This is a genomic window from Chryseobacterium electrogenes (assembly GCF_053553015.1).
Map to the genome: position 1 here is coordinate 2,128,673 of NZ_JBNPPB010000002.1, position 15,185 is coordinate 2,143,857.

General features: G+C 34.0%; 13 protein-coding genes. 2 read left to right on the plus strand and 11 right to left on the minus strand.

Features of this window, described 5'->3' with window-relative positions; genetic code table 11:
* The first annotated feature begins 40 nt into the window (after nt 1–40).
* Nucleotides 41–595 carry a crossover junction endodeoxyribonuclease RuvC gene (ruvC, locus tag ACQQ6V_RS09760; RefSeq protein WP_448845328.1) on the plus strand — a complete coding sequence of 185 codons (555 nt, stop codon included), beginning with the start codon at nt 41–43 and terminating at the stop codon, nt 593–595.
* 56 nt (nt 596–651) lie between these two features.
* Complete coding sequence (locus ACQQ6V_RS09765; RefSeq protein WP_448845329.1) at nt 652–2,778, plus strand: helix-turn-helix domain-containing protein; 2,127 nt, start codon at nt 652–654, stop codon at nt 2,776–2,778.
* Between the two features lie 173 nt (nt 2,779–2,951).
* Here the strand turns inward: ACQQ6V_RS09765 and ACQQ6V_RS09770 are convergent, their stop codons facing one another.
* The 11 genes from ACQQ6V_RS09770 to ACQQ6V_RS09820 all read right to left on the minus strand — a co-directional run bounded on the left by ACQQ6V_RS09770 (nt 2,952) and on the right by ACQQ6V_RS09820 (nt 15,159).
* The gene (locus ACQQ6V_RS09770; protein ID WP_448845330.1) at nt 2,952–3,623 is read right to left on the minus strand and encodes a hypothetical protein; all 672 of its coding nucleotides are present in this window, start codon (nt 3,621–3,623) and stop codon (nt 2,952–2,954) included.
* 1 nt (nt 3,624) lies between these two features.
* Nucleotides 3,625–4,488 carry a dTDP-4-dehydrorhamnose reductase gene (gene rfbD, locus ACQQ6V_RS09775; protein ID WP_448845331.1) on the minus strand — a complete coding sequence of 288 codons (864 nt, stop codon included), beginning with the start codon at nt 4,486–4,488 and terminating at the stop codon, nt 3,625–3,627.
* Between the two features lie 2 nt (nt 4,489–4,490).
* The gene (locus ACQQ6V_RS09780) at nt 4,491–4,973 is read right to left on the minus strand and encodes an acyl-CoA thioesterase (protein WP_448845332.1); all 483 of its coding nucleotides are present in this window, start codon (nt 4,971–4,973) and stop codon (nt 4,491–4,493) included.
* Between the two features lie 59 nt (nt 4,974–5,032).
* The gene (locus ACQQ6V_RS09785) at nt 5,033–5,530 is read right to left on the minus strand and encodes an OmpH/Skp family outer membrane protein (protein WP_448845333.1); all 498 of its coding nucleotides are present in this window, start codon (nt 5,528–5,530) and stop codon (nt 5,033–5,035) included.
* A 50-nt stretch (nt 5,531–5,580) separates the two neighbouring features.
* On the minus strand, nt 5,581–6,222 hold the full coding sequence (locus ACQQ6V_RS09790) for an OmpH/Skp family outer membrane protein (RefSeq protein WP_448845334.1): 642 nt from the start codon (nt 6,220–6,222) through the stop codon (nt 5,581–5,583).
* A gap of 18 nt (nt 6,223–6,240) precedes the next feature.
* On the minus strand, nt 6,241–8,778 hold the full coding sequence (bamA, locus tag ACQQ6V_RS09795; RefSeq protein ID WP_448845335.1) for an outer membrane protein assembly factor BamA: 2,538 nt from the start codon (nt 8,776–8,778) through the stop codon (nt 6,241–6,243).
* Nucleotides 8,779–8,819: 41 nt separating this feature from the next.
* Nucleotides 8,820–9,566 carry an undecaprenyl pyrophosphate synthase gene (uppS, locus tag ACQQ6V_RS09800; RefSeq protein ID WP_448845336.1) on the minus strand — a complete coding sequence of 249 codons (747 nt, stop codon included), beginning with the start codon at nt 9,564–9,566 and terminating at the stop codon, nt 8,820–8,822.
* 5 nt (nt 9,567–9,571) lie between these two features.
* The gene (porG, locus tag ACQQ6V_RS09805) at nt 9,572–10,474 is read right to left on the minus strand and encodes a type IX secretion system protein PorG (RefSeq protein ID WP_448845337.1); all 903 of its coding nucleotides are present in this window, start codon (nt 10,472–10,474) and stop codon (nt 9,572–9,574) included.
* A gap of 185 nt (nt 10,475–10,659) precedes the next feature.
* Entirely contained in the window at nt 10,660–13,161 is a 2,502-nt protein-coding gene (locus ACQQ6V_RS09810; RefSeq protein WP_448845338.1) for an exopolysaccharide transport family protein, read from the minus strand.
* 3 nt (nt 13,162–13,164) lie between these two features.
* Nucleotides 13,165–14,007, minus strand: coding sequence for a polysaccharide biosynthesis/export family protein (locus ACQQ6V_RS09815; protein WP_448845339.1), 843 nt, complete (start codon nt 14,005–14,007; stop codon nt 13,165–13,167).
* Nucleotides 14,008–14,046: 39 nt separating this feature from the next.
* Entirely contained in the window at nt 14,047–15,159 is a 1,113-nt protein-coding gene (locus ACQQ6V_RS09820) for a glycosyltransferase family 4 protein (RefSeq protein WP_448845340.1), read from the minus strand.
* Nucleotides 15,160–15,185: the final 26 nt, after the last annotated feature.

Genomic DNA, 15,185 nt, shown 5'->3' on the forward strand with positions numbered 1-15,185 from the left:
TGATTAAACTTTTTAAAAATGTTAACGTAAATTTGCGTTAATGCAAACTGAGAAAATTATTTTAGGAATTGATCCCGGCACTGCTGTTATGGGATTCGGGATTATCACAATTAAAGCGGGTAAAATGTCACTCATTGCCATCCACGAATTAATTCTTAAAAAATACGATAACCACGAAACAAAACTGAAACATATCTTTGACCGTACATTGTCTTTAATTGACGAGTATCATCCTGATGAAGTTGCTCTAGAAGCGCCTTTCTTTGGAAAAAATGTACAAAGTATGCTTAAGTTAGGTCGTGCGCAAGGTGTTGCTATGGCGGCAAGCTTGCATCGAGATATTCCCATTACAGAATATTCTCCTAAATCAGTTAAAATGGCGATAACAGGTAACGGAAATGCCAGCAAAGAGCAAGTGGCGGGCATGCTAAAAAACCTCCTCCACCTGAAAGAATTCCCGACCAAATATCTGGATGCCACAGATGGACTAGCCGTCGCGGTCTGTCATCACTTTAACTCAGGGACTTTATCTCAAGACAAATCTTACACCGGCTGGGAAAGTTTTTTAAAACAAAATCCTAAAAGACTGAAATAATAAATTTCGTTATTTTGTAAAAGCCAAATTAAATAAAACATCCGCAAATTAATATAATGAACGACGCACTTTTTGATCTCATAGAACATACCAATCGTAGTATTTTTCTTACCGGGAAAGCAGGAACTGGGAAAACCACCTTCCTTAATAACTTGGTGAAAAAGACCAAAAAGAAACACGTCATCATTGCCCCAACGGGTATTGCAGCCATTAATGCTGGCGGTGTAACCATCCACTCCATGTTCGGGCTACCGTTGCGGACTTTTATACCAACGACAGAAAGAATAGACCAAAATATCGCCAATAATATTGCGGATCTTATGCCGCATTTTAAATACCGAAAAGATAAACTGAAACTTCTCCGCGAGATAGAAATCATCATTATAGACGAGGTTTCTATGTTGCGCGCCGACGTCTTAGACATGATGGATTTTGCACTGCGTCATATCCGAAGAAATCCGTTGAAATTTGGTGGTGTACAGATGCTATTTATCGGTGATCTTTATCAGTTGCCACCCGTTGTTAGAGACGAATATCTACTCAATCAGTATTATGCTTCGCCTTTCTTTTTTAATGCTAAAGCTCTAGAAGACTATCCACTTATCACGATTGAACTTCAAAAAGTATATCGACAGACGGATGAAAAGTTTCTCGAAATTCTTAATGCGATCCGAAACGGAGACACAGCCAATATTGATTTTAATGAACTTAATTCTCGTTACGACCCGGATTTTGACCCAAAGGAAGAATCCTACGTCTATCTCTGTTCTCATAACAAGATGGCAGATAATATCAATCAACAAAAGCTAAAAGAATTAGGACATCGTTCTCACTTTTTTGATGCGGAAATTGTTGGAGATTTTAAGGAAAATCAATATCCTAATGAACAGACTTTAGAGCTTAAAATTGGTTCTCAGGTTATGTTTATCAGAAATGACACTTCGCCTGATAAAAAATATTACAACGGAAAACTTGGTGAAGTATCCTACATTAATGGTGACGAAATAAGCGTCGTATTAGACGGCAGCGAAGAAGAAATAAAAATTATCCCAGAAACTTGGGAACAAAAAAAATACAGCCTAGACAACGAAAAAAATATTAAAGAAGAAGTCTTAGGAAGTTTTAAGCAATATCCAATAAGATTAGCTTGGGCGGTGACCATCCATAAAAGTCAAGGTCTTACCTTTGATCGACTAATTATTGATGCAGGGAAAAGTTTTGCCTCTGGACAAGTCTATGTCGCACTTTCTAGATGTAGAACTTTAGAAGGTATTATCCTGAAATCTAGGATTACGCCAGATGTCATCTACAAAGATCATCGTGTAGAAAGTTTCCAGGTGGCAACCAATGCCAATGACAAAATGGAAGATATTTTGCACGCAGAAAAATATGATTACAGCATAGAAAAAGTCATCAGAAGATTAGATTGCACTTGGTTTCCGCAGACTTTAGAAATATGGTATAATAGTGGTAAAGACAGCAAGTTCTTGGATAGAGAGCAGAAGAAAAATCTTTATCTAAGCCTAAAACCCGAGATTAATAATCTTCAACTTATTTTTGTAAAGTTCGAAAAGATACTGAAACAATTAACCCAGAAATTTATTCTACAAGAGATTGAATGGCCTCAAGTTGAAGAGAAAGCGAAAGGCGCAGTTAATTTCTTTTTCAAGAATGTTAATGATAAGATCTTTATCCCTTTAAAGGATTTTTATGCCACAACTAAAGGCGTAAAAGGGCTTAAGGCTTACAATGAAGATTTTAAACTTTGGATTGATGATCTGCAAGAATATTTGTCTGATATTAAAAGTGCTCAACTTCTGGACACTGATCTCTTTGATAAAGCTAACGATGTAGAACTTACAGCAACAGTGAAGAAAATACCAACACATATTGTTAGTTTTCAGCTTTTCCAGGAGGGGAAAACAATGGGAGAGATTGCAAAAGAACGTGGCTTGGTTATCTCCACAGTGTTTGGACACCTAGGGAAATTTGCCGAGCAGGGCGTCCTAGATAAAAAAGATCTTCTAAGAATCTATCCTAAAGAAAAAATTGAAGCTTTCGAGAAAGTATATAAAGAGAATCCTCAGGAAAACCTTAATGATTGGAAAGCTGCATTGCCAAACGATTTCGAGTATAATGAGATTAGATTACTTTGGAATTATTACGCTAATCGTAAAGCTTAGAATTTTAATGTATACGCCAACTTCCTAGCCCCGATAGAAGCGGCATCCTTTTCTGGGCGAATGAGGCGGAGGAGCGTAGCGGAGCCGTCCGAGTGAGGCCAGAAAAGATATAGCGGATAGCGGGAATTGCTTCTAAAAAAAACAAAACCTTCCAATGATAGGAAGGTTTTTTATTATTTTTGTTCTTCATAGATGGTTGTGAGAAAATCTGCGTAAGATCGCTCTACACCAATAATGTCGCTGGATTTGATGTTAATTCCGCCATAGATGCTTTGGTTTTCTTTAACTTTAAAATTAGAAATCTGCATATATTGTGCGGGATGTTGATCTTTGCCCTTTACTTTAATGCCACTTCCTAAAAATTGCCTTGTAGAAACATTAACAACTTCGCCAGGTGCAAAGCTTTTCTTTATAAAATGTCGCTCCAACAATACTGTTTTTTCGCCATTAATGCTTAATTTTTGGTCTTTACCAGCCGAGGCAATAATGTAAAGCGTATTGTATTCTTGCGGAATTGACTCCGATGGCACATAATACAAACTCAAAAAATAATGATTAGGATTGAAAGCTTCGTCTTCTAATCCTTCAACTTTTTTTACAGCAAATGTATTGGCGCCAATTTCTTTTGCTTTTTTGTAAATAGCACCAAAAACGGCAACATCATCATTGTTAAATCCGTTAACCAGAATCTCTCCAAGATAATCTCCTTTGGTCTGATCTGGATTAATTTTATAGAAAATCTTGTCTTTGTTATCATTGATTTTATCAACCTTGCTCAGAATTACATTTTGAGAAAATGTAAGGATTACCAAGAATAAAGTTAGTAGCGAAAATATTTTTTTCATCTTAAAGTGCTTTGATAATTTCCATACATTCTTCTAAACTATTCTCCCAACGACGAGGCTCTATGCCATAGGTTTTTTCGATTTTATCGAGACACATTGTGCTTCGCATTGGACGTTTTGCTGGTGTAGGAAATTGATCTGTTGTGATAGGGTTAAGCTTAATATCCGATCCAGAAAACTCTTTGATTTTCTCAGCAAACTTATACCAAGTCGTCTCAGGATAATTAGAGAAATGAAATATCCCGTAGTGTCTTGCTTCTTTATCAATAATGGTCATTATTGTTTCTGCAAGATCATTAGCATTAGTAGGTTGCCCGTACTGATCATCTACGATACCTAATTCTTCTTTAGTATTAAATAAATGAAGCATTGTTTTGACAAAGTTTTTATTAAACTCAGAATATAACCAAGATGTTCTCAAAATGATTGTTCTGTGGTTATTATCCAATGCCAGCTCTTCTCCTTTTCTTTTACTAGCGCCATAGACACCTGTTGGATTGGTAAAATTATCCTCGTCGTAATCTACATTGGTACTTCCTTCAAATACATAATCTGTGGAAACATGAATTAATGTACTATCAAAATCTCCACAAATCTCTGCTAGATCTGCAACAGCATAGGCATTAACGGCATAAGCTCTTTCGGCTTCTGTTTCTGCTAAATCTACAGCGGTATAAGCAGAAGCATTAATACAAATGTCTGGACGATAATTTTGAAATTCCCGAAAAATATCTGCGCGCTTTGTGATGTCTAATACTGATGATCCCGTAAAATTGAAATCATAGATGTCATGATATTTGTGTGCCTGTTTTTGTAAACAATGTCCTAATTGACCGTTAGCACCTATTACGAGAATTTTTTTCATGATTAAGCTTTTTTATTTTGTTGACGAAGAATGCGCGCGCGATCAGAAAAGTCTTTTTGCTCTAACACAACTAAAGACTCACGGAAAAGATCCATTGTTTCTTTCGGGTGTACTTCACTGGCTCTGGTTTTCATATTAAAGTAAATGACAGTCATCCAAAGCACGGCATGGATACTTTTTTCGTCTTCACTTTTCATAAGTATTTCAACTTTTGCAACACGATCTTGTATCTCTATCGTCTTGCTGGTTAAAACTACTTTTGCATTATATTTTACTTCTTTAAGATATGCGATTTCATTTTGAATACTTACCCACGTACATCCTGTTTTTTTGGTGTATTCTTCATAGGTAAATCCGAAACCTTGCTCTACATGATCTTCACGAGCATTGAGCATATATTCTAGATATTTTACATTATTAAGGTGTCCTATAGGATCACAATCTCCGAATCTAATTCTGGCAAGGCTTTTCAGTTCTTTTTCCATATTACAAAAATAAAAAAACCACCCTAAAGAGAGTGGTTAATTTATGTTAATTAAGGAAATTATTTAATTCCTAATTCAGTTTTAACATCTGTAGTTGCATCTGGACCTCCTTTGTAAACAAAAACTGAAGCATCTACGATAAAATCGTATCCTTTAGCTTTAGCAACTTTAGAGATTGCATCTTGGATTTTCTTTTCGATTGGATCTAATCCTGTCTCATATTTATCACGAAGATCTTTTTCTCCTGCAGCAGCTTCTGCTTGCAAGTTACTTTGAAGCTTTTGCAATTCTGCATTTCTTGTTTCGTTGATTGCAGGTGTTTGCGTAGCAGCTTCTTTTTGATATTTTTCAAAAAGTTCTTCTGCAGTCTTTCTTTTTTTATCTAATTCTGTTTTTTTCGCATCAGACAAAGTTTTCATTTGTTGCTCTAACTTAATTTTTTCTGGCATTACGTTAAGTACTGCAGTAACGTCTAAAGATGCTATTTTTTGAGCTTTTGCTATTCCCACTGCCATAAACATTGCTACAGCTGCAAATAATACACTTAGTTTTTTCATAATTGATGATTCTATAATATTTATTGTTATTTAATTACTTTTTCTTATTTCTACTTAGAAGATCTTTGCATAGATGACTTACTGTCATTTTGCTTTACCGCATTAATTTTATTCTTTTTCCCATCGTTAACAGGAGCACCAACCTTGGTATCTTGTTGAGAAGTTGTATTAACTTTTGATAAATTTTTCCCCAACAAATCTAATACATTATCTGTATAATCATACTTCTTGTCTAAAAATAGTACACTTGCACCATTGCTTTTATCAAGAACTATGCCCAAGTTATTTTTCTCAGAGATCGTTTTGATGCTCGTCCAAATTTGATCCTGAAATGGTTTTGTAAGACTTGCTCTTAATTGATCAATCTCACCATTGGTCCCAAATCTTCCGTTGATGGTATTTCTAATATTAGTTTCTAGATCCGTGACTTCTTTTTCTCTTAATTTTAGTTGATCTCCAACCAAAAGAATTTTCTCACTATCAAAAGCAGCTTTTCTATTTTCATATTCGCTTTGTAAACGTTGCAAATCACCTTGCCATTGAGAGATTTGAGAATTAAGTCTATTCTCTGCATCTTTATATTGTGGCAATTTTGCCAAAATATAATTGGTATCAATTACCCCAATTTTTTGAGCTTTTACAAAAGCTATTGATATTGAAAATACGCTTAAAGCGAGCAAGATTTTTTTCATATTACAAATATATAAAAATTACAATGGCTGATTCATCAAGAAATGCTGACGCCATCCAGACGGTTCTGAACCTCCTAATGTTTTATCAAATCCGTACGCGAAGTCAAACCCAATTAATCCAAATGCAGACATGGATACTCTAATCCCTAATCCAATTGATCTTTTTAATTGGAATGGGTTGTAGCTCCCAAAACTGTTCCAAGCATTACCTCCTTCTACAAATGTTAAAGCAAAAATCTTCGCAGTCTGGTTCATAGAAATTGGATATCTAAGCTCTGCTGCAAATCTATTGTATATAGTTGCTCCTCCATAAGGCGTGATATCATAAGGTGTACTGCTTGTAAATCCTGTTGATGATGAATTCTCATATCCTCTTAAAGGTACAATTTCTCTACCATCAAATCTACCATTATACAGACCAACACCTCCAACATAGAATCTCTCAAATGGCGGTGCACCAAGTTCTTTGTTGTAACCATTAAGATAACCCATCTCAGCTGTTGTTCTAAGAACTAACTTACCAACTACTTCGTTATAGAAATCTGCCTTAAATTTAACTTTGAAAAACTCCATCCACTTATACTTATCCAAAGGACTCATACTAGCATAGTCCTTATTCTCAAATAAAGAAAATGGTGGTGTAAACTTAGCCGATAATTCTAAATTAGATCCATAAGTTGGAAATACTGGATCCAGACCCGCAGAGTTACGGCTTAATCCAACATTGAAGGTAAAAGATTTGGTTGTCCCATTCATCTCTTGTCTATCTCCAAATTGGAATGGATAATTTTTAAAATTATAACTCTGGAATTGTATCCCTGTATATAATGCAAAATAATCATCTGGCCACTTAAGCATCCTTGTAAGACCTGCTGTAGCAGAGAAAATATTAAGCGTCTGATTTTCTGCGTTAGAATAATTATAGTTAACACGAGAATAATTAAGTCCAATACTTAATGATGTAGGTCTTGTACCAAATACCCAAGGTTCTACAAAATTAATTCCGTAATTGGTGAAATATTGTCCTGCCTGAGCTTGAAGTCCTAAAGTCTGTCCATCACCCTGAGGTACTGGCTTGAAGTCTTTGAATTTCAAGAAATTTCTTAATGAGAAATTATTAAAGGTTAATCCTAAAGTACCGATAAAAGAGTTACCACCATAACCGGCTTGCAACTGTACCTGAGAAGATCCTTTCTCTACAAGACTCCAGTGCATATTAACGGTATTATCCTGAGGATTAGGCTTTACATCTGTACCGATCTGTTGAGGATCGAAAAACTGCATTCCTGCCAATTCAAAATAAGTTCTTTTGATATCAGACTTTGCGAATAATGCTCCTGGTTTAGTCCTTAAAGATCTAAGAATAACGTGGTCATGCGTAGTTGTGTTACCAGACCAAGTTACACGGTTCCAAGTTGCTTTTTCGCCTTCGTTAATACGAATTTCTAAGTTTATAGAATCGCCTTTTACAGATTTTTCTATTGGGGTAACTTGCGAGAACAAGAAACCATTGTTCATATAATTAGACTTAAGATCTGAGTCATCCTCTTTTCCGCCATCTTCTCCAACTTTTTTGTTAAATCCTACTGCATCATAAATATCTCCCGTTTTATATCCTAAAACTCTTTGTAGATATTCTGTAGTAAATGTAGTATTTCCTACGAAGTTAATATCTCCAATGTAGTATTTTTTCCCTTCTTTAACATTAACATTAATATGAAAACCTTTCTTGTCTCTTGTAACAGAATCTGAAACAATAGCAGCATCTCTAAAACCTAATGAGTTGTAATAACTAACTAGTTTTTTCTTGTCTTCGTCGTATTTCTCCTGAATAAATTTAGATGGTTTTATAATACCTATTAAAAAGCGTTTCTGCTTGGTATCTTTAAAACCGTTTTTTCTAAGTTTTTTGCTAGTTACGCTCTCATTACCGGTAAATGTAATCTCGTCAATCTTTACTTTTTTACCTTTGTCCACCTCAATACTCCAGTCTACCAAATTAGGATCTGTTGCATTAGGCTTTTCATTAATTTTGATTTTTGCATCTGCAAAACCTTTATTAATAAAATCTTGTGGAATTTTGTTACTTAAGCTAGACATAAGATTATCGTTAATCTTAGTTCCTGGTTTAAGGTTATTATCTTTAATGAATTTTTCATTTTTAGACTTTCCGATGCCTTTACCTGTAAATTTGATCTCACCAAGTTCTTTCAAATCTTGAAGTGAGAATTTCAATACAACCTGATCGCCTTCATAGTTTTCTACATAAACTTCAACCTTAGAAAAGGACTGAGTTTCCCATAGTTTCTTAATTGCAGAGCTTACACGCTGACCCGGAATTTCGATTTTTTCGCCTTTAACAAGACCTGCCATACGCAGAACTTGTGCAGAAGAAAATTTCTTAACGCCATCTATCACAACATCCTTAAGGATATATTCTTGCTCTTGTGGCTCTGACTGTACAGTTCCTTGTGCAGTATTAGTCTGTGGCGTTACCTGAGCATGTAGATAGGTTGACGCTACAAAAAGAATTATGGGTACAAATTTTAATTTCATTGTCTCTATATAATCGAGATGTTCTCTCTATGCTTTAAATATTATTGTTGAACTTGTTGGCTAGTCTTACCGAACCTTCTTTCTTTATTTTGATAATCCAGAATACATTGGAAAAAAGTATCCTTGGTAAAATCTGGCCAAAGAATATCTAAAAATTGCAATTCTGCATAGGCAATCTGCCATAACAAAAAATTGCTAATACGAACTTCTCCGCTTGTTCTTATCATTAAGTCGACATTAGGGAAATCTTTTGTATAAAGATGTTGTCCTAATAAGTTTTCGTCTATATCATCTTTATTAATCTTTCCATCTTTTACATCTTGGCTTATTTCTTTTACAGCCTTCACTATTTCTTTTTGAGAGCCATAGTTAAGCGCCAATATGAGGTTTCCTTTATCATTTTCCTTCGTAAGGTCTATCAGATTAAGAAGTTGCTCACTTACAAAATCCGGTAACTCAGATATGTCACCAATGACGTGCAATCTAAGACCTTTAGTAAAAATATCATCACCTTCCTTAAGCAATGTTTCTGACAATAAAGTCATTAACGCAGAAACTTCATCCGCAGGACGACTCCAGTTTTCTGTAGAAAATGCGTAAAGCGTCAGATAAGGAATATGGATTTCGTTACATGCATTAATAGCATTTCTAACTGCATCAACCGCACATTGATGTCCATAAGATCTTTCTTTTCCGCGAGTCTGCGCCCATCTACCATTACCATCCATAATGATGGCAACATGTTGAGGGAGGACATTACTGTCTATTTTTAATTTTATTTCTGACATATCAATTAATCACAATAACAAGGAGGTCTACCAAATGAATACGATAAGATAAGTGATACAGAGTTAATCCAATCCTTAGAATTAGTATTTCCGATTTGTCTATCCTTTATAAAATCTTCTTTGCGTCGATTAGCTTCATCTAAAAAAGCACCAGTCTCTAATAAAGATTTTTTACCAGTACCGGATGCCAAAATATCTTTATTAAAAGTCATCTTAACATCTTTATTATCAATCACACTATAATCTAAAGCATCTGAAAAAGTTGGACGAAATGTTACTTCTCCCGATAGAGCCCAATTATAATTGAATTTATATTTTAATCCAACCCCAAAAGGAATTGCCATTGTAAATTTCTTAGCGCTTTGATATTTAGCAGTTGTTACAAAGTCAGAACTATTAGCAGGTGTAATAGCATCGCCTGTTGTAAAATCTCTGTTAAAATCATTCTTTAATATTGCCTGCGAAACACTAGCATACATCCCACCAAGTCCGCCAAAAACATAAGGACTTAACATGGATTGGTGCTCTTCATTAACAGGAAAGAAGTTATATTCGAAAATTACATCTGCTTCATAAATAGAGTTACTACCATGAAGCTGCCTGTATCTTCTATAATTTTCTTTGGCTACCCTATCATCAAATTGTACATTATGATAACCCAAGTTAAGCCTAACAGTCTGATAAGGGTTAAGATTCATTCTATATAAGACACCTACATTAGCCGGTATGCCCATCTCGCTAAGATTATTAAGTATGGGTTTTTGTAAAAAATAATTAGTCCTACCAATATCTCCCACAAGATTGCTAATGCCAAATTGTACACCAATCTCATGACGCTGTGCTTTTACAGAAGTAGTTACTGCAAAAGAACATATTAAAACAATACAATAAAAAATTAATCTCTTCATATACATCTATTAGACATATCCCAATTCTCAAAGTTGCTGCAAATATAAAACTTTTTTATGTTAGAGATATTCTTAAATTTTAGTTAAATAAGCTCAAAAAATCATAAGGTTAATCTAAAAAACGAAAGTATGCTTTAATTATTTTTCAGATCTAATAAAAACCCTCAAATAATGAGGGCGGTTTTCTATTTCTTATTGAGTAGATTTTTCACTTTATTTCTAATTTTAATCAGCCATGGTTCTTTAAAATTCTGATCTTCTTCAAAATAACCATAGCCGTAGCCGTAGCCATAGCCATAACCGTAGCCATAGCCGTAGCCATAACCTTGTTTAGCTTCGAAATCGTTATAAATAATCCCTATATTTTCTACTTCTTTTTTGGCATATTTCTCCGTTATCATCTTTAACATATACTTTTCTGTATATTCATGTCGTACAACATAGATAGTAGAATCAGCTTGTTTTATAAGCTCAAAAGAATCTGCCACTAATCCCAATGGTGGAGAATCTATAATAACAAAATCATATCTTTCTTTAAGGTCTGCTATTAATTGAGCATTACGATCACTCAGCAATAACTCAGAAGGATTTGGCGGAATTGGCCCAGACATTATAACATCCAGACTATCAAGACTTGTTTTATTAATAATTGATTCTAAATTAACATCACCTGTTAGATAGTTAGAAATTCCGTTTTGGTTATTAATCATAAAATCTCCGAAAATTTTTGGCTTACGAAGATCCATACCCAAAAGTATCGTTCTTTTCCCACTTAGCGCAATCACAGAAGCAAGGTTCATAGAAACAAAGGTTTTCCCTTCTCCTCCAATAGAGGAAGTAACTAATATAACTTTGCTATTTTTAACATCACTGGATAGAAATTTCAGATTAGCTCTTATACCACGGAAAGCTTCTGCTATTGAGGCTTTAGGCTTACTTAAGACCACTAAATTACCTTCTTCTGTATTTTTACCAATAATTCCTAAAACTGGCATCTTAGTCACTTTTGCAACTTCTTTGATATTTCTAATTTTATTATCTAAAAGTTCTACAAGAGTAAGAAACAACAACGGAATAAGCAACAAACTCCCCATAATAGCAGTTTTGGTAGCGCTAACATTAGGTGCAATTGGCCCTTGCCCTAAGTTCTTAGCTTTATCAATAACTGTAAGGTTACTTGTGTTAGAAACAATTCTCATCTGAGACTTAGATTGCTCTGCTAGTAAAGTGTTATAAGCAGCTTCTATAATAGCGTAGCCTCTTTCTGCATCTAAATATTTTCTTTCTTTTTCTGGAAGAGAAGTCAGACTGTTATCAATGGTTGCAATCTCTGTATTAAGAGCTTTCAATTGCTCATCAAAGCCTGAGTAATATTTCTTAAGACCACCTTGAGAATTGGTTTTAGCTTCATTAATCAGACGATTAATTTCTCTCATGGGTTCAGAATTAGGTGTGTAAATTAACGCCATCTCTCTTCTCTTAGCATACAAAGCTTTGAGCTCAGAAACAGATGCTGAGAAAGCTCCATCTTCTATCCCAGCAGAATTAATATTGATAATATTATCTATGTTATTACTAACAACAGCGTTTCTTACTTGGTCTAAGGATTTTAACTTAGTTAATAAATCGGATCTATTTTTCTCTAATTCTGTAAGTTTGTCAAACGTTTTTTGATCTAGATTTTTAAGATCATACAATCTATTTTCTATCTTAATACCATTAAGAACACTTGCGCTAGAGTCTAACTTTACACGTACATCGTCCATACTTTTTTTAAGATAAACGATAGTATTTTGGTCAACTTTATTCTGATCATTAAGTCTTTTCTTTATCAATTCGTCTACAGACAAATTAAGAAAACGCACAGTTCCGTTAAGATTATAACCTTTTTTACTAATAATCATTATGGAAGGTAATTCTTTGTCAAAATCTACACTCAGGCTTCCTATTATATCATTAACCGCCTGGTTAATAGGAACTAATTGAATTCTGATATTGTCAAATTTAATAGGAGACGCATTAGGATTTTTTTTAAGTTTGAATTTAAGATTAGGAGATTCATACCATTCATCAATAGCAATGATCTTATCTTCTGGTCTACTATAGTCTTTAACAGACTCATAGGACTCAGCGATATAACTATAAAGACTGGTGCTTTCTCCTTCTTCTGGTAATACTACTTGATACTTACCATTAGCTTTCGGCAATAGTGTAATTGGATAATTAACTTGTTGAAGGTGTGTTTTGTCAATCTCCATGATAACTGGAGAATCATCTTCATCTAAGAATGTTTCTTTAATAAATCCCTTAGTGGTATAATTGGTGTACAGACTGAGCTTATCAACAATATATTCATTTAAGCTACGGGATGTCAAAATCTTTTTAATATAAATTCCGTCTTGGTTACCCGTCTGACCCCAAATAAAATTAATGGATTGATTAGGGGTAAAATAACTTGCCGTATTATTAGAAACACTTAATGACAAACTAGAGGCATAGACTCTTTGTGCATAATATTTACTATAAACATACGAAATAGAATAGCCAATAACTGCCATTATAGCAAACCAGTACCAATTTCTTAAAATTCTATTAAGAAAATGAAGAGGATCAAAAAAGCTAAATGAATTAACAACTACATCTCCCTCTTTAGGACTAGAATCATTATTTTTTGTATCAGGAATCATAGATTAAAGCTTTGTGATGATGAGATAGATTGATAACACTGTGGTAAGCAATGAGACACCAGTTGTCAAACTTTGTAATGGTTCTTTTCCAAAGCCAGAGATACTTTTACCATTCGTATTTAACAAAATCATATCACCATTTTGCAACCAAAAATAAGGCGAATTCATTACATCTTCTCTTGTAAGATCTAGCTGAACTCTTTTTATACCTTCTGGGTACTGACGCTGTAATACAATGTTTTTTCTATCAATCGTACGGTTAAGACCTCCTTCTGTAGATAGAGCTTCTAATATATTAAGTCTTTGTACATGAGATGTTTTAGCACCTGTAATACCTGTACTTTCTATATCTCCTAATATATAATAAGTAAGTCCATCTGTATTTAATCTAACTTCTGATTTTCCTTCTAGAAAATTCTCGTTAACTTTACTTTGTATTTCTGCACTAATATCTTCTAAAGTTCTTCCTTCGGCTTTAACATAGCCAATACCGAAAACATAAATATCACCTTTAGAGTCTAATTTTAAGCCATTAAAATAGAAAAGCCTATTCCCGCCCACACCAGCGCCTCCTCCTTGTGCACTAGGACTTTGTCCACCGCCACCCTCTCCTGAAGATGTATTATATGTAGAATAAAATTGAGCGGCATCTCCCTTAGGTGGTGTAATAATATTAAGCGCTAAAATATCGCTCTTTGTTACTCGATACTCTTGTATATTATAGGGGATTAATCCTTCTTCATTAATTGTAAGACTCTCGCTAGGTTGTAAATAGCGTACGTCTTTTTTTGATACGCAAGAAATTGTAAGAACTAAAATGAATAAGATATATAAAATTTTTTTCATCGAAACTGTGTAATTTAATTTTAATTATGCCTTTACAGGTTATGCTCTAGAATATTTTTTCACAATATTAGGCAATAACGAACCTATAAATCCAAGCACAAATATAGTCAATAGTAAAACATTAATATTCTGATGTCTCATAAAATAGGCAACTAATACAATCATAAGATAATATATACAGATGTAAAACGTCGCTCTACGATGACCTAAGCCTAATTCTAAAATCCTATGATGGATATGATTTTTATCAGCTTCTAGAACAGACTTACCTCGTAGTAATCTTACAATAATAACAGTCAAGGTGTCTATAATAGGTAATATAAGTATTGCAACTGCAATAACAGGAGCCGTCTGGAGATGATAAAATGGGACACCTACATCTTTGACCGCGATAAATAAATCTATAAATGTCATAGCAGTAAATGCTAAAAGAAACCCTAATATCATAGATCCTGTATCACCCATAAAAATTTTTCTTATCCTAACAAGCGATAGATTATAATACAGAAAAGCCAAGACAGACCCTATAATTATAGCACAAAAAATAACTAATGGATAATTATATTCTCCTAACCAGAAAAAACTTACAGAAAATAACAAACTAGACAATATACTATAGCCTCCCGCCAAGCCATCAATACCATCTATAAGGTTAAAAGCATTAATAAGGATTACAAATGTTAATATACTAAAGATTACACTCACAAAATAATTAAGCTCATAAATCCCAAATAACCCAAAAAGACTTCTAATTCTTACATCAGATCCAATCACAATGAGAACAGAAACCAGAATCTGTATTAATAATTTCTTATAAGCCCTCATCACTGTTATATCATCGCAAATACCTACATAAAAAAGAATAACTAAGGATGGAAATAGAAACTTATAACTTTCAAATAACTGATATGCAAAAATAGGAGCACAAACCCCTAAAGAAAAAAATATAGCCACACCTCCCAAATTAGGAACTTTACTAAGATGAGAGCTCCTAGAACCCGGCTCATCCATAAGGTTTTTACGGCGAGATATTCTTACAATTATAGGGATACTAGTAAAGGTAATTAAAAATGAAAGGGAAAATCCCAATACTATCTTAAAGTAAAAAAAGGATATGCCAAGACTTTCAATGTAAAGTTCTATATTTTTCATCCAAAATTTGATTAGTTTTTATGACT